This is a genomic window from Rugosibacter aromaticivorans, assembly GCF_000934545.1.
GTDB lineage: Bacteria > Pseudomonadota > Gammaproteobacteria > Burkholderiales > Rhodocyclaceae > Rugosibacter > Rugosibacter aromaticivorans.
The window spans coordinates 1,700,294-1,722,095 of record NZ_CP010554.1; the positions used below are offsets into that span (position 1 = coordinate 1,700,294).

The following is a 21,802-nucleotide window of genomic DNA, read 5'->3' on the forward strand; positions in this document are numbered from 1 at the left end:
TTAAATTAACCAGATATTAGTTTTTGTGTTTCTGGCGAAAAAAGACACGTGCCAAAATATTGAGGCTCAGTACGCCGAGCGTGATCAGAAAAACGCCAGCCCACGCCATCCGCTGCCAGTCCGCGAACGGACTCATGGCGAATTTGAAGATGGTCACCGGCAGAGTTGCCATCGGCTTATTGAGATCAAGTGTCCAGAACTGGTTTGACAGTGCAGTGAATAAAAGCGGTGCCGTCTCGCCTGCAATCCTTGCCACCGCGAGCAGAACGCCCGTCACGATACCTGCAACGGAGGCGCGCAGCGTGACCTTGGTGACCACCTTCCACTTCGGGGTACCCAGTGCGAACACCGCTTCGCGCAAGCTGTCGGGTACCAGCACCAGCATATTCTCTGTGGTACGAATAACCACCGGGATGACCAGAAGCGCCAGCGCAAAGACACCCGCTAACGCCGAAAAATGGCCAACCTGAGTCACATACACGGAATATACGAATAGCCCCATGACAATAGATGGTGCCGATAACAGAATGTCGTTGATGAACAGTGTGCTGCGGCCAAGCCAAGTATGCCCGCCGTATTCCGCCAGATAAATGCCGGCGAGCACGCCGAACGGGGTACCAATCAGGGTCGCCAGTCCGACCTGGATCATGCTACCGGTGATGGCGTTCAATAGCCCGCCTTCGCTGCCCGGCGGCGGTGTCATCCTGGTAAAGAGATCCACTCCCATAGCACTCACACCCAAGTCAAAGACACTGAACAATATCCAGAATAGCCAGAACAGGCCAAAAACGACTGCCATCATCGACATAGAGAGCGCGAAAAAGTTAACCAGTTTGCGTCGACGTCTTATATCCATCATCGCTCCTAGGTCCTTTGCCCCTGCTGCTTGTTGAGTCTCATCAGCAGCAGTTTGGAAAACACCAGTACGACAAAGGTAATCAAGAACAGGATCAGACCCAGTTCGATCAACGAGGCAGAATGAATCGGCGATACGGCCTCAGTGAACTCGTTGGCCAAGGCCGATGCAATCGAATTGCCCGCAGCGTAAAGCGATGAGGTATCGAGCTGATCGGAATTACCAATCACGAAAGTCACTGCCATGGTCTCGCCCAAAGCGCGACCCAGGCCGAGCATGATGCCGCCGATGACCCCCACCCTGGTATAGGGCAGCACGATATTCCAGACGACCTCCCAAGTGGTGGCGCCAACCGCATAGGCGGACTCTTTGAGGATTCCCGGCGTCACCTCGAACACATCGCGCATCACCGAGGCGATGAAGGGGATGATCATGATCGAGAGGATTACACCCGCGCTCAGGAGGCCGATACCGATCGGTGCACCCTGGAACAGACGTCCAATAAGAGGAATATGGCCGACCGTGTTGGTGAGAAATGGCTGAATGTAGTTACCAAAAATGGGAGCGAAAACCAGGAGCCCCCACATGCCATAGACGATGCTGGGGATACCGGCCAGCAATTCAATAGCTACGCCGAGCGGGCGGCGTAGCCATACCGGCGACAACTCGGTGAGAAACAGGGCGATGCCGAAACTCACCGGCACCGCGATGATCAGGGCGATCAGCGAGGTCACCAGGGTGCCATAGATATGCACCAGGGCACCAAACTCGTTCATCGGCGGATTCCACTCGCTACGCCAGAGGAAAGGCAGGCCAAACTTGTCGATCGAGGGCATGGCGCCGTAGACCAGTGAGACAAGAATGCCAATCAGTATCAAGAGCGTGAGCATCGCGAACAGACGCGTCACGTTGAAGAAAATCAGTTCACCCAGACTCGAACTCCGCTTAGACTTTGTGTTATCGGCCATGATCCGTGATAAATGACTGGCAAACTCAAAAAACAAACCCGTGCCGGTTGCCTTCAACCGACACGGACATTGACAGCTTACTTGTAAACAGGCTTGCCAGAAGCATCCTTGATTGTATTTTTCCAGGCGGAGCGAATCAGATTGACCAGGCTCTCGGGCAAGGGAACATAGTCAAGATCGTGGGCCATTTTGCCGCCGTTCTTATACGACCAATCGAAGAACTTCAGCACTTCGGCGGCCTGCACCGGCTTGTCCTGCACCTTGTGCATCAGGATGAAGGTCGCACCAGTGATCGGCCAAGCGTCCTTGCCCGGCTCATTGGTGAGGATCTCGTAGAACGCAGACTTGGTCCAGTCAGCATTGGCAGCAGCAGCCTTGAAGGTTGTATCGTCAGGTATCGGATAGTTGCCCTCGGCATTTTGCAGCAGCGTATAGGTCATGTTGTTCTGCTTGGAATAAGCATACTCGACGTAACCGATTGCACCGGGGATACGCTGGACGAAAGCCGCAACTCCTTCGTTGCCCTTGCCGCCCAAGCCCAGCGGCCATTGCACCGCAGTACCCTCGCCGACTTTTTGTTTCCACTCGGGGCTAACCTTGGATAAGTAATTGGTGAAAATGAAGGTCGTGCCTGAACCATCGGCGCGACGCACCACAGCGATCGCCTGATCAGGCAGGGAGAGCTTCGGATTCAGGGCGACTATCGCCTTGTCGTTCCACTTGGTAATATTACCCAAGTAGATATCAGCCAACACAGCGGGCGTCAGGCGCATCTCACCCGGTTTGACGCCGACGATATTGACCACCAGCACTTCGCCACCGATCACCGCCGGGAACTGCATCAGGCCATCCTTGTCCAGCACATCCGGCTTGAGCGGCATGTCGGAAGCGCCAAAATCCACGGTCTTGGCGTTGATCTGCTTGATGCCGCCACCGGAGCCGATCGACTGGTAGTTGATCTTGTTGCCAGTAGCCTTATGGTAAGCCTCGGCCCATTTGCCATAAATCGGTGCCGGAAAGGTAGCACCGGCGCCGGTGATCTCGGCAGCCTGCACTTGAGTGAAGTTGATGGCGCAGGCAACTGCCGCAACCGGTATCACGAAACGCTTAATTTGCTTGGGTATCATAGTGACCTCAACAGGTAGGGTTTAAGGAGCAGCCAGTCTAAGCAGCCAATGTGACAGCAGCATGACATAAAACCCGCCTTGAAAATACCTGACTATTGTATCGCGCAATGACTTTGATGATGACTGCGTTGTGTCATTAACGAAGCATTGGCAGGGCTTGGTAAAGTAATCAGGCGCATCTGAACCCGCACGCATCTGAACCTGCATTAGGACCACACAATTTTACCAACTGATCGGGTCAAGGTCACTGATCTGATTCCACTTGGCCACGACAAAACCCCTCGAAGCCACCGCCCGCGCCGGAAATTCCCCCCGCCATTTTGACGGTATTTTTCCATCTGAAACTCTTGACATTTAATCGTCCCGCAACACAAAAGCAATCAGCCGGTAACACGGGTTTTTCAGAATGCATCTGCATTCAAACCCATGGAGAAACCGATGAGCACAGAAACCCGATCCATCCAATCCGCCGATGTGCGGCATGAGGGCCGCACACGTCCCAGCCTGCGCATCAGCCTGGCACAAAACGAAAATGAAGTCCGCGAAGCGCAGCGCCTGCGTTACAAAATCTTTGGCGAAGAAATGGGTGCCCGCCTCTCCACACGCGTTCCAGATCACGATACAGATTTATTTGATCCCTACTGCGACCATCTGCTGGTGCGCGACGAGAATACGGGAAAAGTCGTCGGCACTTATCGAATTCTCTCGCCCGAAGCGGCCAAGCGTGTTGGCAGTTATTATTCGGAAGACGAGTTCTCTTTCACCCGCTTGCAGCATTTGCGCCCACGCATGGTGGAAATTGGCCGTTCCTGCATTCATGCCGATTACCGCAGCGGCGCCGTGATTGCCCTGCTCTGGTCGGGTTTAGGCGAATACATGGTCACCCGTGGCTATGCTTACCTGATTGGTTGCGCCTCGATCAGCATGACCGATGGCGGCCACAATGCCGCCAATCTTTACCAGCAATTGACTGAAGAACAGCAAGCGCCGCTCGAATACCGCGTTTTCCCACGCCACCCACTGCCCTTCGAACATCTGGCCAACGGCCAGCCCGCACTGATACCTCCCTTGCTGAAGGGTTACCTGCGCGCCGGCGGCCGCGTGTGCGGCGAACCGGCCTGGGACCCTGACTTCAACACCGCCGATTTGCTGTTGATGCTGCCCATGGAACGCCTGAGCGAGCGTTACCAGCGTCACTTCATTGCCACATAACCTGCGTCATCAATTCCATGCATGTCCTGATGCTCAGCGATGTCTATTTCCCCCGTATTAACGGTGTCTCGACTTCCATGCAGACGTTTCGCCATGCGCTGGGCGCTCATGGTATCCGACTCACCATCGCTGCACCGGAGTATCCCGGCCACATCGAAACGGATGGTGTCGTACGCATCGCCTCGCGCCAGGTGCCGCTCGACCCCGAAGACCGTTTGATGACACGTGCCGGTCTCAAGGCTTTTTCCCGCCGTGTCGCCAGCGCCGACTTTTCACTGATTCACGTGCAAACACCATTCGCCGCGCACTACGCGGGTATCAAGCTGGCACGGCGACAGGGCGTGCCGGTAATCGCGACTTACCACACGCATTTTGAGGAATACCTGTTCCATTACCTGCCCATCGTGCCGCGCCGTGCGTTACGCGGACTGGCTCGCCACACGGCGCGCGGCCAGTGCAATGCACTGGACGGCCTCGTCGTCCCCTCGCAACCAATGGCTCAAACCTTGCGCGATTACGGCATCATCACACCGCTGCATGTCATTCCCACCGGCCTGCCGACCAGCCAGTTCATCCGCGGCGATGGCCAACGCTTTCGCGCTGCCCATGGTATCGGCGCAGAGCGAAAAATCGCCCTCTTTGTCGGTCGCGCCGCGTTTGAAAAAAACATCGGTTTTTTGCTCGAAGTCGCCGCCCATGCCCGTCAGCAACAGCCCAACCTGCTGCTTGTCATCGCAGGCGAAGGCCCAGCGCTGGAAAGTCTGCAACGTAAAACCAGTCAATTAGGCATCAACGATCACGTCCGCTTCGTCGGCTATCTGCCACGCGAATCCGGCTTGCGTGACTGCTACGCTGCCGCTGATGTATTCACCTTTGCATCGCGTACCGAAACGCAGGGTCTGGTGCTGCTCGAAGCCATGGCCGTCGGCCTGCCGGTGTTGGCGCTCCCTGCGCTTGGCGCTGCCGAAATCATCGCGCCGCAACGTGGCGCGGTAGTCGCCGTCGATGCGCCCGGAGCCTTTGCCGACCAGTTGGTTGCACTGCTTGACCAACCCGCACGCCTCGCCACGCTGAGCCGTGAAGGCATCACCTTTGCACGCGAATGGGACGCCGCAACGCAAGGCAAGCGGCTGGCCAGCCTGTATCGCGATATCGTCGTCCGCTTTCGCAGCAACACCGCACCACTCCCTGTGACCACTGCCTAATGAAATCCGAACATCCCATTCCGGAAGAAAGTCCCTTCAAGGGTCGTACCGGTTTGCTGCGCATATGGAATGCATTCCACTATTCGCTCGCAGGACTCGCTGCGGCCTATCGCCATGAAGACGCATTTCGTCAGGAAGTACGTCTGGCCATTGTGCTTATCCCGCTTGCCTTGCTATTGCCGGCGACAGGCATCGGCCATGCACTGATGACAGGCAGCGTGCTGCTGGTTCTGGTTGTCGAGCTGCTCAATTCCGCCGTCGAAGCGGCAGTTGATCGCATTTCGCTGGAAAACCATCGCCTCGCCAAACGTGCCAAAGATATTGGCAGCGCAGCGGTGCTGGTCTCGCTGATTAACGTTGCGGCTATCTGGCTGCTGGTGCTCATCGGGTAACAAAAACGTCACCTGGGCGTCATCTGTACGCCACAGCCGGTTGGCAAACTAGGCAACATGCCGACCTCACTCCATATTGCGTTAGTCACTGAAACCTGGCGGCCGGAAATCAACGGCGTCGCCATGACCCTTGGCCGTCTGACTGACGGGCTGCGGCATCTTGGGCACCGTTTCACGCTGGTCCGCCCGCGTCAGCATGCCGCAGACATCCCCGCCGCAGAGGCCAATCTGCGCGAAGTGCTGGTGGCCGGTTGTCCTATCCCCGGCTATCGTGGCCTGCACTTTGGCCTTCCCGCCAAAGCGCGCCTGCTCAACGCCTGGCGGGAAGATCGCCCCGATGTCATTCAGGTCGCCACCGAAGGGCCGCTGGGTGGATCCGCCATTGCCGCCGCGCGGCAGCTCAATATCCCGGTCGTCTCCGAATTTCACACCAACTTCCACGCTTACAGCCGTCACTACGGTTGCGGCTGGCTGGAAGGCCTGGTCACCATGCATTTGCGCCGTTTGCATAACAAAAGCGCCGTCACGCTAGCGCCGACTTTTGCCGTGGCGCGCGAACTCACTGCCGCAGGCTACCGCGCCGTGCGTGTCGTATCGCGCGGCGTAGATACCGCGCTGTTCAATCCGCAACGACGCAGCATGGCATTGCGCGCACGCTGGGAGGTCAGCGAAGAGCAACTCGTCGTTACCTATATTGGTCGTCTGGCGGCAGAAAAAAACCTGCCGCTGGTGACACAAGCCTTTGCCGCCATTCGTCAGCGCCAACCCGATGCGCGACTGCTTTTCGTCGGCGATGGCCCCATGCGCCCGCACCTTGAGCGCAGCGATGCCAGTTATATTTTCGCAGGCATGCGGCGTGGCGACGATCTGGCCGCGCATTACGCCTCCGCCGACTTGTTCCTGTTTCCCAGCCTGACCGAAACCTTCGGCAATGTCACCCTCGAAGCGCTGGCCAGCGGCCTGGGCGTTCTCGCCTACGACTGCGCTGCGGCTAACGAATTGATACGCGACGGCGACAATGGCCGCGTCGTGCCCGGCAACCACGACGACGCCTTCATCGCCGCCGCGCTTGAACTGGCGCGCAACCCGGCGATGCTCACCACCTTGCGTGAGCGCGCCCAAGCCAGCGTGCGCCATCTCGACTGGGGACATATCAGCAAGCAGTTGGCCGACATCCTGCATGCCACTGTCAGATCACATCACTGGCAACAACACCCCGACTTGATGTTTCGTTTTTCACTCGACTGACATGATGAAAGTCCGCACTATTTTTCTTTCCGACATCCACCTGGGCACGCGCGGCTGCCAGGCCGAACGGCTACTTGAATTTCTGCGCACCCACGAAGCGGAACAACTGTTCCTCGTCGGCGACATCATCGACTTCTGGGCCATGAAGCGCAGCATCCACTGGACGCCAGCACAAAATACCGTGGTCCAGAAAATTCTGCGCCGCGCACGGCATGGCGAGCAGGTGATGCTGATTCCCGGCAATCACGACGAAGCTCTGCGCGAATACCACAACGTCGCATTCGGCGATATTCTGGTCGCCAACGAGCATGTCCATATCGCCGCCGATGGCCGCCGTTATCTGGTGATTCATGGCGACGAATTCGATCAGGTCACCCGTCACCACCGCTGGCTGGCCGTACTCGGCGATGTCGGCTACAACCTGCTGGTGCGTGCGAATGTGTGGGTTGCCTGGCTGCGGCGCACTTTCGGCATTGCCGACTACTGGTCGCTCGCCGGCTACGCCAAGCGCCGCGTCAAGCGTGCGGTTTCCTTCATTTTCGATTTTGAAGATGCCGTTATGCACGCCGTGCGCGAACGCGGCCTGGATGGCGTGATCTGCGGTCACATCCATAGCGCCGCCATCAAGGATGTCGAGGGCATGACCTACATCAACTGCGGCGACTGGGTCGATAGCTGCACCGCCATCGTCGAACATATGGATGGCCGCATGGAGCTGCTGCATAGCTGGCAACCCGTCGCCATGCAAGCGGCCAATGACGAAGGTGAACAAGATTTCGCCACGCTCGCATCCAAATAAACCTCAAGAAATTACTTCGCCCTTTCACCCTTACCATGTCAAATCTCTTTATGCCTCTGGAATTTCCTGATGCCACTTGCTGCACTGTCCCAGGTAATGCGCAAATCCTCACCGAATTTGTCGAACTCATCTCTGCGCGACGCTTGCATGGTGTTTTCCAACCCATTCTCGACATGCATTCTGGCAAATACTTCGCATTCGAAGGGCTGATTCGCGGCCCGCTGGGTTCGTCCCTGCATTCTCCACAAGCGCTGTTTGATTGCGCAAGGCAACTCAACATGACTTGCCAGTTTGAACACCTGTGCCGCGAAATCGTGATGGCAGACTACGCCCAGCTCAAACTGCCGGGCAAGCTGTTCATCAATGCCAGCATTCCCTGCCTGACTGACATCAATTTTCGCCAGGATGGTGACCTGCCCCATCTGCAAGCGCTGGGCATGACACCCGGGCAAGTCGTTATCGAAATCACCGAAAACCATCTGGTCAGTGATTTTTCAGCACTGCATGACGTGCTGGCCGATTACCGCAGCTTCGGTTTTGACCTGGCGATGGACGACCTTGGCGAAGGATTTTCCAACCTGCGCATGTGGTCTGAAGTCCGTCCGGCCTTCGTCAAGATTGACCGCCACTTCATCACCGGCATCGCCGATGACCCGTTGAAATTCCAGTTGGTGCGCGCGATGCACCAGATTGCCGAGACCTGTGGTTCGGAGCTGATTGCCGAAGGCATCGAAACCGAAGCGGAATTCACCACCATCCGCGACCTGGGCATCCGCTTTGCCCAGGGCTACCTGATCGCACGTCCATCTGCCGAACCGCTTGCCCAGCCGATTGACTGCATCAATCAATTGCGCACCAGCGCACGCATCATTATTTTTCCCCAGCAGGAAACAAATAATGCAGGCTATGTACCGATCCGGCAGCTTTTGCGCGCCATGGATACCATATCGCCAGATATCGAAAATGATGAGGTCTATGCACGTTTCGAGCGGGAGCCCAAACTCTTGTCACTGCCTGTCGTCAAAGAGGGCAAACCGCTGGGCATGATCAACCGCTATACCGTCATCGACCATTTTGCCCGTCCCTACCGCCGCGAGTTGTATGGCAAGAAGCCATGCCATACATTGATGAACGACGCGATACTGGCCGTTGAGCACACGGACAGCATCCAGGAAGTGGCGCGTCGCTTGAGCAGCGACGAGCGGGACCATTTCCTGGATTACTTCATCATCGTCCGCGATGGCCGCTATCTTGGCGTGGGTTCCAGCCGCGAACTGATGAACATGATCACCAACATGCAGATGAAGGCCGCGCGCTATGCCAACCCGCTGACCCAGCTGCCCGGCAATGTGCCCATCAATGAACACATCGAACGCCTGCTGGCGAGCAAGACGCCGTTCGTTGCCTGCTATGCCGACCTGGACGCCTTCAAGCCATACAACGATATCTATGGTTTCCGCCGCGGCGATGACGTGATCCTGATGTTGGCGAAAACCCTAGGTGAAGTGGCTGATGCCCGTGATGATTTTCTCGGCCATATCGGTGGCGATGACTTCATGCTGCTGTTCCAGAGCGCTGACTGGGAGGCGCGCTGCCGGCAGGCGCTGGCGCTATTCGACAGCCGCATCGGCCACCTGATTGAACACGAGCATCAGGCCGCCGGGGGCTTCACTGCGGAAAACCGGCGCGGCGAAAAAGTGTTCACCCCGCTGACATCGCTCTCTCTAGGCTGCCTGGTGGCCAGCCCCGGAACCTACCATTCACACCACGAAATCGCAGCGGGTGTCACCGAAGCCAAACGCCAGGCGAAAAAAACATCCGGCTCAAGCTTGTTTGTCGAGCGCCGGACTCTCCATGGCCTGGCGGATGACAGCAGCAATCGCCTCGGCTTGCTGGGTAACGACAGCAGCATCACGGCCTTCGACCATCACGCGCAATAGCGGCTCGGTGCCCGAGGGCCGCAGCAAGACGCGCCCCGTGCCGGCCAGGCTTGCTTCGGCCGACTCGACTGCTGCCTGGATGCCCGCATCGTGTGCCCAGTCAAAGCCCGCCGACAGGCGGATATTGATGAGCTTTTGCGGATAGAGCACGAGATCGGCACAGGCTTCTTTCAAAGACTCTTTGCGCGCGCGCAGGGCCGAGAGCACTTGCAACGCGGCGACAATACCGTCGCCGGTGGTGTGCCGGTCAAGACAGATGATGTGGCCCGAATTTTCGCCGCCGAGCATCCAGCCGTGCTCCTGCATCATCTCCAGCACATAACGGTCACCCACCTTGGCGCGGCCGAGCGGGATGTTAAAGCGCGCGAGTGCGTGCTCAAAGCCCAGGTTGCTCATCAAGGTTCCGCCAACGCCGCTTACCGGCGCAGAATGCATACGGTGCCGCGCGATGAGATACAGCAGACGGTCACCATCGTAAATTTCACCCGCCGCATCCACCATCACCAGACGGTCGCCGTCGCCATCCAACGCAATACCGCAATCGGCTTTTGATGACAACACCGCATCGCGCATGGCTTGTGGAGTGGTGGCGCCGACGTTGTCGTTGATATTCAGCCCATTCGGCGTGTCACCAACGCCGACTATTTCCGCACCAAGTTCGTGAAACACCTTGGAGGCAACGTGATACGCCGCGCCATGCGCGCTATCGACCACAATCTTCATGCCGCGCAAATCGAGATCGTTGGGAAAGGTGCTCTTGCAAAATTCAATATAGCGCCCCGCCGCATCATCCACGCGACGCGCCTTGCCCAGCCGCGCCGATTCCATGCAGCGCATGGGCTGCTCAAGCTGGGCTTCAATCGCCAGTTCTACGGCGTCCGGCAATTTGGTGCCTTGCGCGGAAAAAAACTTGATGCCGTTATCGTCATACGGATTATGCGAGGCGGAAATAACCACTCCCGCCTGCAAGCGCAGTGCGCGCGTGAGATAAGCTACCGCCGGGGTCGGCATCGGGCCGCACAGCATGACATCCACTCCTGCGGCAGCGAAACCCGCTTCCAGCGCCGCTTCCAGCATATAGCCGGAAATACGTGTGTCTTTGCCGATCAATACCGCCGGATGTTCAACCGCATGGGCATCATCCGCGGCTAAAACGATCCCTGCGGCATAACCTAAGCGCATGACAAAATCAGGCGTAATCGGTGCTTTACCTACCCGTCCGCGAACACCATCGGTTCCAAAATACTTTCGACTCATTGTGCATTCTCCACAGCTTCAAATACCGCCAACGCGTCCCGGGTAGCGGCAACATCATGCACCCGCAAAATACGCGCTCCTCGTACTATAGCCAACATATGCGCAGCAATGCCAGCGGATACACGCTCTGCCGGCACACGGCCAGTTAAAGCCCCCAGCACTGACTTGCGCGACAACCCCACCAGAACAGGCAATCCCAAGGTGGTGAGAGCTTCCAGATGGTGTAGCAATTGCAAATTGTGTTCAATCGTTTTACCAAAACCAAAACCAGGATCAATACATAGCCGGTTAACAGCAATGCCAGCGTGCTGTGCCGCAGCGACACGAGCCACGAGAAAATCAGCCACATCGTGTACCACGTGGTCGTAATGAGGGTTTTGTTGCATGCTTTGCGGCATGCCTTGCATGTGCATCAGGCAGACACCGGCATTACCCGTCGCCAGCAATTCAAGAGCACCCGGCGCACGTAAGGCGTAAATATCATTAATCATGTCCGCACCCGCAGCCAGGGCTGTGCGCATGACATCGGGTTTAACGGTATCGACAGAAAGTGGCACGCCACACTCAACCAAACCCTGCAACACGGGCAATAGACGATCAACTTCTTGTTGCACTGACACCGGCTGCGCGCCTGGGCGGGAGGATTCAGCACCAAGATCAAGGATATGCGCGCCCTCGGCTACCAGCTGCAAGCCATGCGCAATGGCGGCATCGGCGCGACCGCGCCACCCATCGCCGGAAAAAGAATCATCGGTCAGGTTAACAATCCCCATGATCCGCGGGCGCTGCATGTCCAGCAAATAACGGCCGCAGTGTAGCGTGCTACTGGTAATCATATGCGCATGCGCCCAGGCACTCAGCTGATAACCCGCCTCACCGAGGGGGTACACAATCGGCAAGGAGGCTATAACGCCTAAAACAATCAGGCCGGTGCTGTCGCTGTCGAAGCTCCATCTGCGGCGCCTCCGCCATCCACTTTGGGCGCACGAGGAGGTTTGCCGGCCATGATGTCTTTGACCTGCTCGGCGTCAATGGTTTCCCATTCCAATAATGCAGCGGTCATGGCCTCGACTTTGTCGCGGTTTTCATCCAGCAAGCGGCGCGCCAAAGCGTATTGTTCATCCAGAATGCGACGAATTTCTTTATCTACTGTCTGCATGGTGGCTTCGGACATGTTTTTGTGCGTAGTGACTGACCGGCCCAAGAACACTTCGCCTTCTTCTTCGCCATAAACCATGGGGCCAAGAACATCTGACATACCCCATTGCGTCACCATCCGGCGAGCCAAATCCGTAGCACGCTGAAAATCGTTGGAAGCGCCTGTGGTCATTTGATGCATGAACAGTTCTTCAGCAATACGGCCGCCAAACAGGACTGTCACCGTGCAGAGCAAGCGCTCTTTATCCTGGCTAAACCGATCTTCTTCCGGCAGCTGCATGGTAATACCCAAGGCGCGCCCGCGCGGCATGATGCTGACTTTATGCACCGGGTCTGTTTTCGGCAGCAGCATGGCCACAACCGCATGGCCTGATTCATGGTACGCCGTATTCCTGCGCTCTTCTTCCTGCATGATCATGGATCGGCGCTCCGCACCCATCATGATCTTATCCTTGGCGCGCTCAAAATCTTCCATATCCACTAGCCGCTTGTTGCTGCGGGCGGCAAACAGCGCGGCTTCATTAACCAGATTCGCCAAATCAGCGCCCGAAAATCCGGGGCAGCCTCGCGCCAGCACCGAGGCATCGACATCGGGTGCCACCGGCACCTTACGCATATGCACTTTGATAATCTGCTCACGTCCGCGAATATCTGGCAAAGGCACGACCACCTGCCGATCAAAACGGCCAGGGCGCAGCAATGCGGGATCCAATACATCAGGCCGATTGGTTGCCGCAATCACAATCACTCCAGCAGAACCCTCAAAGCCATCCATCTCGACCAACAACTGGTTCAAGGTTTGCTCGCGTTCATCATTACCACCACCCAAGCCTGCTCCGCGCTGACGCCCCACGGCATCAATTTCATCGATAAACACAATGCATGGCGCAGTTTTTTTGGCTTGCTCGAACATGTCGCGCACACGCGATGCACCCACACCAACAAACATTTCCACGAAGTCCGAACCAGAGATAGAAAAGAACGGGACTTTAGCTTCTCCTGCAATAGCTTTTGCCAGCAGGGTCTTCCCTGTCCCAGGACTGCCCACTAGCAGAACACCGCGCGGAATACGCCCGCCAAGCTTCTGGAATTTTGTCGGGTCACGTAAAAAATCAACGAGCTCGGAGACTTCTTCTTTCGCCTCATCGCACCCCGCCACATCGGCAAACGTAATCACGTTGGTGGATTCATCCATCAACCGCGCTTTGCTCTTGCCAAATGACAGTGCACCGCCTTTACCTCCGCCTTGCATCTGCCGCATGAAATACACCCAAACGCCAATCAGCAACAGCATCGGGAACCATGAGACCAGAATACTCATCAAGAAAGACTGCTCTTCCTCGGGTTTGGCAACAACAGCCACGTTGTTTTTCAGCAGATCAGACACCATCCACAAATCCTGTGGAGCGTACGAAATGATACGTTTGCCATCCGTCGTAGTGGCTTCTAACGTACGCCCCTGAATAACGACCTTGGTAATGCGCCCCTGCTTTACCTCATTGAGAAATTGCGAGTACTCCAGCGTATTCTGGGCCGCCTGGTGCGAATTGAACTGGTTAAACACCGTCATCAGCACGACGCCAACGACCAACCAGATCAATAAATTTTTGACCATATTATTCACGATAACTCTTCTTTCTACGGGCTATGCAGTCAGCCCATTCTATTGCCGCTGATAACAATCTGCAAACCAAACAGGCGGCCATTAGCGCTTGCCTTGCGCCAACAAAAAATTCTCCGCACTACGACCACGCGAAGCGGCTGGCTTTCTGACCTGAACCGTTTGGAACATTTTCAATATTGCGGCACGCAACTCCATAGACCCTACCCCTTGAAACACTTTTACCAGCATCTGGCCGCCAGGTTTCAAATTTTTCCCACAAAAATCCAGTGTCAGCTCTGCTAGCAGCATGACGCGCGATTGATCAACCAACTCAATGCCTGACATATTGGGGGCCATATCTGAAAGTACAAGGTCTACCTTGCGGCCTTCCAGCTTTTCTTCTAACGCGTGCAGCACGTCACCTTCACGAAAATCCCCCTGAATAAAGTCAACACCATGCAAACTATCCATGGGCAAAATATCCAGCGCAATGAGCCGCCCGCCAGGCAGGATACGTCTGGAAGCCACTTGTGACCAGCTACCCGGCGCCGAACCAAGATCAACCACCGTCATCCCTGGCCGTAACAGCTTGTCGTGCTCATCAATTTCAATAAGCTTGAATGCCGCGCGCGAACGCCATCCCTCAGACCTTGCGCGTTGCACATAAGTGTCTGTGACGTGCTCCATCATCCAGGCTTTATTCTTTTTATTACGTTTGATTTTCTCACTCACGTTACAATTCGCCTATGACTGAATTAAACCCTACCCAGCGACGCGCACTTCGCGCTGCCGCACACCACTTAAATCCTGTTGTTTCGATCAGCCAAAAGGGACTTGCGCCTACTGTTTTAGCAGAAATTGATCGCTGCCTGAAGGTCCATGAACTCATTAAAGTACGGCTTTACGGGATCGAACGCGGTAATCGCCCTGCACTGTTCGACGAAATCTGTAACTCGCTGGACTGTGCCCAAGTGCAACACATTGGCAATCTGTTCGTGCTCTGGCGCGAAAGGCCAGTCGATGAGGATACTGAAAAGTCGGCGCTACCAACACGGCGCACAGGAAAAATGGGCACAAAAAAACAGGAAGCGGCACGTAACGAATCGAGCAGAAAGCGAAAAGGCTAAAGCCTTCTGCCACGATTTTGCACAATGACCAGCACCAAGCCAAAAATCGTCTGGAGCAGATATAGGCCGCTAGAAACTCCATGCCACATCGCAAAGCGATCATGAAAAGCGCTTTCCATCACCGGCAGGGGGTGCGCATCATGTTTTAACTGCGCCATCACCGGCTGAATTCCAAAGTGGCTAATGATCGTAATGCCCAGCATCACTGTCACCAACCAGAACACACTCGAGCGAAAAGCACGCGCACCCTGTGTTGTCATTAAATACAGCAAAAGATAGGCGCCAAAGGCCAGACTTAACCAGGCCATCACAGAAAACATGGCACCGGCTAACTCCCCAGCCAGCGTACGGTCAGTGAGTCGTGAAAACAAAACAGGTGCAGCGATATAGCCAACAGCCATCTGACTGCCCAGCCAGATGGCGATGACGATGGTGTATATCGCGGTTGCTATGCGCATCAAGCAATTAAGCGGGGCTGGGTAAATAATTTCAAGCGTCGGTCAAGCATCGCGCCAGAGTATCATCATCGTGCGATCAAATGTATTTGACATCGAGAATTTCATATTCACGCACGCCACCCGGTGTTTGAACTTCCACCGCATCGCCGCTGAACTTGCCGATTAGTGCCCGAGCCACAGGCGAGCTAAACGAAATTTTTCCCGATTTGATATCGGATTCATCATCGCCGACAATTTGGTAAATCACAGTTTGTCCGCTGTTCACGTCTTCTAGCTCAACCGTCGCACCAAAAACGACGCGGCCGTCGGCATCAAGTGAGGCAGGATCAATAATCTGCGCGTTACCCAGCTTGCCTTCAACTTCACCAATACGCCCCTCAATAAAGCCTTGCCGTTCTTTGGCTGCGTCATACTCGGCGTTTTCAGATAAATCACCATGCGACCGCGCCTCGGCAATCGCCGCAATGACCGATGGCCGCTCAACCGTTTTCAGGCGATGCAGCTCAATTCTTAACAACTCAGCCCCATGAAGGGTAATCGGGAATTTACCGCTCATGCCAAAAGCTCAGTGTGTAGCTGTTGCAAAGAGTATGTTTCCAGGCCGGCATGCCGCATGCCGGCACATGCTGCGAGTGCGCCTTCAATGGTGGTAAACAAAGTCACCCTGGCACCCAGGGCGGAAGTACGAATCGAGCGTGAATCAGAAATCGCACTACGACTCTCTTCTACGGTATTAATAATCAATGCCATGTCACCATTTTTGATCATATCAACAATATGCGGCCGGCCTTCGGTCGCCTTATTGACCACTGAAACTGGCAAACCAGCGGCAACGATCATGGTCGCCGTCCCTTTGGTAGCTGTCAAGATGAATCCCAGTGCATGCAACTGGGTTGCCACATCCACGGCTTTGATTTTATCCGCTGCTTTGACGCTGATAAATACCTTACCCGATTTAGGCAAGCGTGTTCCCGCGGCCAACTGAGATTTAACAAAAGCCTCGCCAAAAGTGCGGCCCACGCCCATCACTTCGCCCGTCGATTTCATTTCCGGGCCCAAAATACTATCCACGCCGGGGAACTTAATGAAAGGAAACACCGCCTCTTTTACAGAGAAATAAGGCGGAATAATTTCGCGTGTCACACCCTGATCAGCCAAGCTACGCCCCGCCATACACCGCGCGGCAATTTTGGCGAGCGGCAAGCTCGTGGCTTTGGACACAAAAGGCACGGTGCGTGAAGCGCGTGGATTGACTTCCAGCACATACACCACGGCATCACTTCCCTGTCCTTGAATGGCAAATTGCACATTCATCAATCCGACCACATTGAGGCCGTATGCCATTATTTCGGTTTGCCGACGCAACTCATCCTGAATACTTTTCGACAGTGAAAAAGGCGGCAAGGAGCAAGCCGAATCGCCCGAGTGCACACCGGCTTGTTCGATATGCTCCATGATGCCGCCAATAATGACTTGCTTACCATCACACAAGGCATCGACATCCACCTCGGTCGCGTCATTAAGAAAGCGATCGAGCAGCACCGGCGAATCGTTGGAAACCTTGATTGCATCGCGCATATAGCGCTCAAGATCTTTTTTCTCATGGACAATTTCCATGGCCCGACCGCCGAGCACATACGAAGGGCGAACCACTAATGGATAGCCAATTTCCTCAGCCAACCGTAGGGCATCCGCTTCGGTACGCGCTGTGCGATTCGGTGGCTGTTTCAGTCCCAAGTCATGCAATAATTTTTGAAAACGCTCGCGATCTTCAGCGGCATCAATCATGTCCGGGCTGGTGCCGATAATCGGCACACCGTTGGTTTCCAGATCACGCGCACGCTTTAACGGCGTCTGGCCGCCAAACTGCACAATGACACCTTCGGGTTGCTCAATGTGCACGATTTCGAGAATATCTTCCAGCGTCAGCGACTCGAAATACAACCGATCGGAGGTGTCATAGTCTGTCGACACGGTTTCCGGATTGCAATTGATCATGATGGTTTCATACCCATCTTCCCGCATGGCCAACACGGCATGGACACAGCAGTAATCAAACTCGATCCCTTGGCCGATGCGATTCGGCCCGCCACCCAACACCATGATTTTGCGCCGTGATGTGGGCTGCGCTTCACATTCCTCTTCATAGGTGGAATACATGTAGGCTGTTGCCGTTGAAAACTCGGCGGCACAGGTGTCTACCCGTTTATAGACGGGACGAATGCCCAGCGCATGCCGACGCTCACGAATCGCCGTCTCGCCAGCGCCGACTTTTAAGCCAATACGACGATCAGAAAACCCCTGGCGTTTAAGACCACGTAAAGCATCCGCATCCAGATCGCTTAACCGCTGTGCACTGAGCCAATGCTCGGTGTTAACGATATCTTCAATTTGCGCCAAAAACCATGGGTCAATTTTACTTAACGCAAAAACTTCATCTTGCGAATAGCCTTCGCGGAAAGCCTGCGCAACGTACCAGATACGCTGCGGTCCCGGATTGGCCAGCTCATGATTGATTTCTTCGCGCTCGGCCTCGATTTCATCAAAACCATAGACGCCCACTTCCAGCCCGCGCAGCGCTTTTTGCATGGATTCCTGGAAAGTGCGACCAATAGCCATCACCTCACCTACCGACTTCATCTGTGTGGTCAGTCGATCATTCGCCTGCGGAAATTTCTCAAACGCAAAGCGTGGAATTTTGGTCACAACATAATCAATAGCGGGCTCAAATGAAGCCGGCGTTGCCCCACCGGTGATGTCATTTTTCAATTCGTCCAGCGTGTAACCCACAGCCAGCTTGGCCGCAATCTTGGCAATCGGAAATCCGGTGGCTTTTGACGCCAGCGCTGAAGAACGAGACACACGGGGGTTCATCTCAATCACTACCATCTGACCGTTTTGCGGATTTACCGCAAACTGAACATTCGAGCCGCCCGTATCCACACCAATCTCGCGCAGCACGGCAATACTGGCGTTGCGCATGATTTGATATTCACGGTCAGTCAGCGTCTGTGCCGGTGCAACGGTAATGGAATCACCCGTATGCACGCCCATTGGGTCAAGATTTTCAATCGAGCAGATGATGATGCAATTGTCTTTGCAGTCACGCACCACTTCCATCTCGTACTCTTTCCAGCCGAGCAGTGACTCTTCAATCAGCAGCTCTTTGGTGGGCGACGCTTCTAAACCGCGCTTGCATATCTCGACAAATTCTTCCTGGTTATAGGCGATGCCTCCACCTGACCCGCCCATCGTGAAAGAGGGCCGAATAATCGCCGGAAAGCCAATCGCACCTTGCACTTGCTGCGCTTCTTCCATGCTGTGCGCGATGCCAGAACGCGCCGAGCCAAGACCAATTTTTGTCATCGCCCGCTTGAATTTTTCGCGGTCCTCCGCCTTATCGATGGCCTCGCGTGAGGCACCAATCATCTCGACGCCATATTTTTCAAGTACGCCGTGCTTGGCAAGATCAAGCGCACAATTCAAGGCAGTCTGTCCGCCCATGGTGGGCAGCACGGCATCTGGCCGCTCTTTTTCGATAATATTTTCCAGCACCCGCCAGCTAATCGGCTCGATATAGGTCACATCAGCCATACCGGGATCAGTCATAATCGTAGCCGGGTTGGAATTCGCCAGAATGACCCGATAACCCTCTTCGCGCAACGCTTTGCACGCTTGCGCCCCCGAATAGTCGAACTCGCAAGCCTGACCAATGATGATCGGGCCGGCGCCAATGATAAGAATGCTTTTAATGTCCGTGCGCTTAGGCATCGTGCGCCTTGTCCGTCGTGTGCATTTTGTTAGATTCAGCCATCAAAGAGATGAAACGATCAAAGAGATACCCCACATCATGCGGCCCGGGGCTGGCTTCTGGATGCCCCTGAAAACATAAAGCGGGCCGGTCTGTCCATGTCATGCCTTGCAGGCTGCCATCGAATAATGAGACGTGCGTCACCTTAACCAGTCCGGGCAAAGTGGATGGATCCACCATAAAACCATGATTCTGGCTGGTAATCAGCACCCTGCCAGACTCAAGATCTTTAACGGGGTGATTGGCACCATGATGCCCAAACTTCATTTTTTGTGTTTTAGCCCCTGCTGCCAGCGCCATCAGTTGATGCCCCAGACAGATGCCGAACGTCGGCAAACGTTTGTCAAGAAATTCACGAATCGCGGCAACCGCGTAATCACAGGGCTCCGGGTCGCCAGGGCCATTGGATAAAAATACGCCATCCGGATTCATCGCCAAAACGTCGGCAGCAGAAGTCTGCGCTGGCACCACGGTGAGCCGACAACCACGCGCAGCCAGCATGCGCAGGATGTTCCGCTTGATGCCAAAATCATAGGCTACCACATGAAAACGGGGCGTAGCCTGAGGTACAAACCCCGTACCCAATGACCATTCACCCTCGCTCCAGGTGTAGGACTTTGTCGTCGTCACAACTTTTGCCAGATCCATACCCGCAAGGCCATGGAAAGCACGCGCCTGTTTTATCGCATCGTCTTCATTCAATGCCTCACCTGCCATCAGGCAACCCGCCTGAGCCCCTTTTTCGCGCAACAGCCGCGTGAGCTTGCGGGTATCGATATCAGCAATTCCCACCACATTTTCGGTGCGCAGATAGGCGTCCAGCGTTTGCTCACTACGAAAATTCGAAGCCAGCAACGGCAAATCACGAATCACCAGGCCCGCAGCACAAATACGGCCTGATTCACCATCCTCGCGATTCACGCCGTAACTACCGATGTGAGGATAGGTCAGCGTCACAATCTGATGGGCATAGGAGGGATCAGTCAGAATTTCCTGATAGCCAGTCAGCGCTGTATTGAACACCACTTCGCCAACACTTTTGCCACTGGCGCCAATGGCCTTACCTCTAAATATTGTTCCGTCGGCCAAAGCGAGAAGGGCGGGCGGAAAATGAGGCACGGTAGGCTCCTGAATCAAGGCTTGCGGTAGATGGAACCAAATATCTTATTGTTTCACATGATATTCGGCAAACCCGCAGATTATAGCGCTCAACGTTGGCCAGGGCAAACTCAGTTAGACAAAACTGATCAATTAAGCGTTGGATTTTATGAGAGAGGAATAGAAATAAAAGCGACAAGCGAAAACGCTTGTGCGATTTATGCGAAAAGTATTTTTTATGCGCGAACCTTGGGTGGTTCGGAGAACTCGGGGAACTCAGAAAATGTCGAGAATTCCCAGGCTACTGGTGCGGGAGTATTTTCCTAACGAAAGCACTTTTTCCGTACCCCCAAAACGGTATTTAAGTCGCCATAACCTGCCACCTGTAGGGGGTCACCATTAAGTAAATTCCGCCGCTATCAGCCAGCTTGAACGGCTTGGCGGCAGGCTTGGCCTTCGTGCGGAATGTTCGCGTGAGTCGCCGTTTATTAACCGTGACAATCGCCCGCCAGCCCGACTTGTGGGCAAAAATTGAAGCTATTGCTCTCCCGTGTGCACCACCGTGTGCAGATTATGTGCACCGAAGTGTAATTTGAGCTGACTTGAAGCTCAACTTTATTACAGACTAGGTTAAAAGAGGCTGTCTAACCTGTTGTTTTGTAATAATTGACCGCTAGAACAAATCAATTATTACATTATCATGGTGCCGGGAGGGGGACTCGAACCCCCACAGTGTCACCACCGGCGGATTTTGAGTCCGCTGCGTCTACCAATTCCGCCATCCCGGCTAGGGTTTCGCCCGTTGCGACAAGTTGGGCTTGCAGAGGCCGACATTATCCTTGAAAATACCTTTGCCATCAATGGGAGAATGCGAGAGTTTTCACAAAATTTAGCAGTTCAGCCGCTCCAGAAGCCTGATTTGACGATCCATGCGCCAAGACGCCGTATCCACAGCGCCGACTTTTTATTCTTTTGGGCAATGCTCAGGGCGCGACTTATCGAATACGCGCACGTCGTGCTTCTAGACAATCCATTAACTGCCCACTGACACCACGCAATCGCTGATTAAGCAGAATCAGTAACTCCATAAGCAGCTTAATGCCCAAGCCTGGCTCTTCAGCAATGAGGCGTGACAGGCTTTGCCGATCAAGCACGGCGAAGTCTAACGGTGTGAGCGACATGCAGCTGGCAAAACGCGGCTCGCCATCAATCAGTGACATTTCACCTAAAGTTTTACCGGGATCGGCAATACTGATCACTTGCGGTTGCCCTCGCACATCTTTTTTTACAATTTCGACGTTACCTTCAAGAATTAGCAACATAAAGTCTCCTGCCTCTCCTTCGCGGATAATTTCACTCCCTTGCGGGGCGTGGTAACAGTGCAGGTAGCGGGCAAACTCGGCGATTTCCGCGCCATTAAAGTCATCGAACATCTGAATAGACGCGATGATTTCATGGATACGGCCAATAAATGGCGTCGCATCACCGAGATAATCGAGGTTCGAAATAGAGTCGATCGTGCTCATGGTTTGTCAGTAGAAAG

20 protein-coding genes and 1 tRNA gene are annotated in these 21,802 nt (G+C 54.9%); 8 read left to right on the top strand and 13 right to left on the bottom strand.

Annotation, left to right across the window (positions count from 1 at the left end; translation table 11 throughout):
* Positions 1–16 precede the first annotated feature (16 nt).
* The 3 genes from pstA to pstS all read right to left on the bottom strand — a co-directional run bounded on the left by pstA (position 17) and on the right by pstS (position 2,951).
* On the bottom strand, positions 17–859 hold the full coding sequence (gene pstA / locus PG1C_RS08475; protein ID WP_249764002.1) for a phosphate ABC transporter permease PstA: 843 nt from the start codon (positions 857–859) through the stop codon (positions 17–19).
* Between the two features lie 5 nt (positions 860–864).
* Entirely contained in the window at positions 865–1,824 is a 960-nt protein-coding gene (pstC, locus tag PG1C_RS08480; protein WP_202634388.1) for a phosphate ABC transporter permease PstC, read from the bottom strand.
* A gap of 77 nt (positions 1,825–1,901) precedes the next feature.
* Positions 1,902–2,951: a phosphate ABC transporter substrate-binding protein PstS gene (pstS, locus tag PG1C_RS08485; RefSeq protein WP_202634389.1), complete on the bottom strand. Its 1,050-nt coding sequence runs from the start codon at positions 2,949–2,951 to the stop codon at positions 1,902–1,904.
* 438 nt (positions 2,952–3,389) lie between these two features.
* Between pstS and PG1C_RS08490 the strand changes: the two genes are divergently transcribed.
* Genes PG1C_RS08490 through PG1C_RS08515 form a run of 6 tightly spaced genes read left to right on the top strand, consistent with a single transcriptional unit; the run spans position 3,390 to position 9,747 of the window.
* Positions 3,390–4,163 carry a GNAT family N-acetyltransferase gene (locus PG1C_RS08490; RefSeq protein ID WP_202634390.1) on the top strand — a complete coding sequence of 258 codons (774 nt, stop codon included), beginning with the start codon at positions 3,390–3,392 and terminating at the stop codon, positions 4,161–4,163.
* A 17-nt stretch (positions 4,164–4,180) separates the two neighbouring features.
* Positions 4,181–5,368, top strand: a complete 1,188-nt coding sequence (locus tag PG1C_RS08495) for a glycosyltransferase (RefSeq protein ID WP_202634391.1) — start codon at positions 4,181–4,183, stop codon at positions 5,366–5,368.
* Positions 5,368–5,760, top strand: coding sequence for a diacylglycerol kinase (locus PG1C_RS08500; protein WP_202634392.1), 393 nt, complete (start codon positions 5,368–5,370; stop codon positions 5,758–5,760). Before PG1C_RS08495 ends, PG1C_RS08500 begins: the two co-directional genes overlap by 1 nt.
* A 57-nt stretch (positions 5,761–5,817) precedes the next feature.
* Positions 5,818–7,008, top strand: coding sequence for a glycosyltransferase family 4 protein (locus PG1C_RS08505; protein ID WP_202634393.1), 1,191 nt, complete (start codon positions 5,818–5,820; stop codon positions 7,006–7,008).
* Between the two features lies 1 nt (position 7,009).
* Entirely contained in the window at positions 7,010–7,807 is a 798-nt protein-coding gene (locus PG1C_RS08510) for a UDP-2,3-diacylglucosamine diphosphatase (RefSeq protein WP_202634394.1), read from the top strand.
* 35 nt (positions 7,808–7,842) lie between these two features.
* The gene (locus PG1C_RS08515) at positions 7,843–9,747 is read left to right on the top strand and encodes a GGDEF domain-containing protein (RefSeq protein ID WP_202634395.1); all 1,905 of its coding nucleotides are present in this window, start codon (positions 7,843–7,845) and stop codon (positions 9,745–9,747) included.
* On the opposite strand, the gene glmM is transcribed toward PG1C_RS08515, so the two are convergent.
* From glmM to PG1C_RS08535, 4 genes are all read right to left on the bottom strand, one after another.
* Positions 9,631–11,004, bottom strand: a complete 1,374-nt coding sequence (gene glmM, locus PG1C_RS08520; protein ID WP_202634396.1) for a phosphoglucosamine mutase — start codon at positions 11,002–11,004, stop codon at positions 9,631–9,633. The genes PG1C_RS08515 and glmM overlap by 117 nt on opposite strands.
* Positions 11,001–11,840, bottom strand: coding sequence for a dihydropteroate synthase (gene folP / locus PG1C_RS08525; RefSeq protein ID WP_202634397.1), 840 nt, complete (start codon positions 11,838–11,840; stop codon positions 11,001–11,003). The genes glmM and folP overlap by 4 nt, the downstream gene beginning before the upstream one ends.
* Positions 11,841–11,926: 86 nt before the next feature.
* Entirely contained in the window at positions 11,927–13,786 is a 1,860-nt protein-coding gene (ftsH, locus tag PG1C_RS08530) for an ATP-dependent zinc metalloprotease FtsH (protein WP_269464904.1), read from the bottom strand.
* 81 nt (positions 13,787–13,867) lie between these two features.
* Positions 13,868–14,485 carry an RlmE family RNA methyltransferase gene (locus tag PG1C_RS08535; protein ID WP_202636990.1) on the bottom strand — a complete coding sequence of 206 codons (618 nt, stop codon included), beginning with the start codon at positions 14,483–14,485 and terminating at the stop codon, positions 13,868–13,870.
* Between the two features lie 26 nt (positions 14,486–14,511).
* On the opposite strand from PG1C_RS08535, the gene PG1C_RS08540 reads away from it, so the two are divergent.
* Positions 14,512–14,892 (top strand): YhbY family RNA-binding protein, encoded by a 381-nt coding sequence (locus tag PG1C_RS08540; RefSeq protein WP_202634398.1) that lies wholly within the window; start codon positions 14,512–14,514, stop codon positions 14,890–14,892.
* On the opposite strand, the gene PG1C_RS08545 is transcribed toward PG1C_RS08540, so the two are convergent.
* The 4 genes from PG1C_RS08545 to carA form a co-directional block, all read right to left on the bottom strand.
* Positions 14,889–15,350 (bottom strand): DUF4149 domain-containing protein, encoded by a 462-nt coding sequence (locus PG1C_RS08545; RefSeq protein ID WP_237218114.1) that lies wholly within the window; start codon positions 15,348–15,350, stop codon positions 14,889–14,891. The genes PG1C_RS08540 and PG1C_RS08545 overlap by 4 nt on opposite strands.
* 76 nt (positions 15,351–15,426) lie before the next feature.
* Entirely contained in the window at positions 15,427–15,906 is a 480-nt protein-coding gene (greA, locus tag PG1C_RS08550; RefSeq protein ID WP_202634400.1) for a transcription elongation factor GreA, read from the bottom strand.
* A complete protein-coding gene (carB, locus tag PG1C_RS08555; RefSeq protein ID WP_202634401.1) occupies positions 15,903–19,121 on the bottom strand; it encodes a carbamoyl-phosphate synthase large subunit in 3,219 nt (1,072 codons plus the stop codon). Before carB ends, greA begins: the two co-directional genes overlap by 4 nt.
* Positions 19,114–20,280 (bottom strand): glutamine-hydrolyzing carbamoyl-phosphate synthase small subunit, encoded by a 1,167-nt coding sequence (carA, locus tag PG1C_RS08560; protein WP_202634402.1) that lies wholly within the window; start codon positions 20,278–20,280, stop codon positions 19,114–19,116. The genes carB and carA overlap by 8 nt, the downstream gene beginning before the upstream one ends.
* Positions 20,281–20,310: 30 nt before the next feature.
* On the opposite strand from carA, the gene PG1C_RS08565 reads away from it, so the two are divergent.
* Positions 20,311–20,586 (top strand): hypothetical protein, encoded by a 276-nt coding sequence (locus tag PG1C_RS08565; RefSeq protein ID WP_202634403.1) that lies wholly within the window; start codon positions 20,311–20,313, stop codon positions 20,584–20,586.
* Positions 20,587–20,960: 374 nt separating this feature from the next.
* Here the strand turns inward: PG1C_RS08565 and PG1C_RS08570 are convergent.
* A tRNA-Leu gene (locus tag PG1C_RS08570) sits at positions 20,961–21,047 on the bottom strand.
* A 207-nt stretch (positions 21,048–21,254) separates the two neighbouring features.
* On the bottom strand, positions 21,255–21,785 hold the full coding sequence (locus PG1C_RS08575; protein ID WP_202634404.1) for a cyclic nucleotide-binding domain-containing protein: 531 nt from the start codon (positions 21,783–21,785) through the stop codon (positions 21,255–21,257).
* Positions 21,786–21,802: the final 17 nt, after the last annotated feature.

What these genes read in the sequence shown, in the direction of transcription:
- pstA (WP_249764002.1), bottom strand. Translation starts at nt 859, where the DNA reads ATGATGGATATAAGACGTCGACGCAAACTGGTTAACTTTTTCGCGCTC.
- pstC (WP_202634388.1), bottom strand. Translation starts at nt 1,824, where the DNA reads ATGGCCGATAACACAAAGTCTAAGCGGAGTTCGAGTCTGGGTGAACTG.
- pstS (WP_202634389.1), bottom strand. Translation starts at nt 2,951, where the DNA reads ATGATACCCAAGCAAATTAAGCGTTTCGTGATACCGGTTGCGGCAGTT.
- PG1C_RS08490 (WP_202634390.1), top strand. Translation starts at nt 3,390, where the DNA reads ATGAGCACAGAAACCCGATCCATCCAATCCGCCGATGTGCGGCATGAG.
- PG1C_RS08495 (WP_202634391.1), top strand. Translation starts at nt 4,181, where the DNA reads ATGCATGTCCTGATGCTCAGCGATGTCTATTTCCCCCGTATTAACGGT.
- PG1C_RS08500 (WP_202634392.1), top strand. Translation starts at nt 5,368, where the DNA reads ATGAAATCCGAACATCCCATTCCGGAAGAAAGTCCCTTCAAGGGTCGT.
- PG1C_RS08505 (WP_202634393.1), top strand. Translation starts at nt 5,818, where the DNA reads ATGCCGACCTCACTCCATATTGCGTTAGTCACTGAAACCTGGCGGCCG.
- PG1C_RS08510 (WP_202634394.1), top strand. Translation starts at nt 7,010, where the DNA reads ATGATGAAAGTCCGCACTATTTTTCTTTCCGACATCCACCTGGGCACG.
- PG1C_RS08515 (WP_202634395.1), top strand. Translation starts at nt 7,843, where the DNA reads ATGTCAAATCTCTTTATGCCTCTGGAATTTCCTGATGCCACTTGCTGC.
- glmM (WP_202634396.1), bottom strand. Translation starts at nt 11,004, where the DNA reads ATGAGTCGAAAGTATTTTGGAACCGATGGTGTTCGCGGACGGGTAGGT.
- folP (WP_202634397.1), bottom strand. Translation starts at nt 11,840, where the DNA reads ATGATTACCAGTAGCACGCTACACTGCGGCCGTTATTTGCTGGACATG.
- PG1C_RS08540 (WP_202634398.1), top strand. Translation starts at nt 14,512, where the DNA reads ATGACTGAATTAAACCCTACCCAGCGACGCGCACTTCGCGCTGCCGCA.
- PG1C_RS08545 (WP_237218114.1), bottom strand. Translation starts at nt 15,350, where the DNA reads ATGCGCATAGCAACCGCGATATACACCATCGTCATCGCCATCTGGCTG.
- greA (WP_202634400.1), bottom strand. Translation starts at nt 15,906, where the DNA reads ATGAGCGGTAAATTCCCGATTACCCTTCATGGGGCTGAGTTGTTAAGA.
- carB (WP_202634401.1), bottom strand. Translation starts at nt 19,121, where the DNA reads ATGCCTAAGCGCACGGACATTAAAAGCATTCTTATCATTGGCGCCGGC.
- PG1C_RS08565 (WP_202634403.1), top strand. Translation starts at nt 20,311, where the DNA reads ATGGAACCAAATATCTTATTGTTTCACATGATATTCGGCAAACCCGCA.
- PG1C_RS08575 (WP_202634404.1), bottom strand. Translation starts at nt 21,785, where the DNA reads ATGAGCACGATCGACTCTATTTCGAACCTCGATTATCTCGGTGATGCG.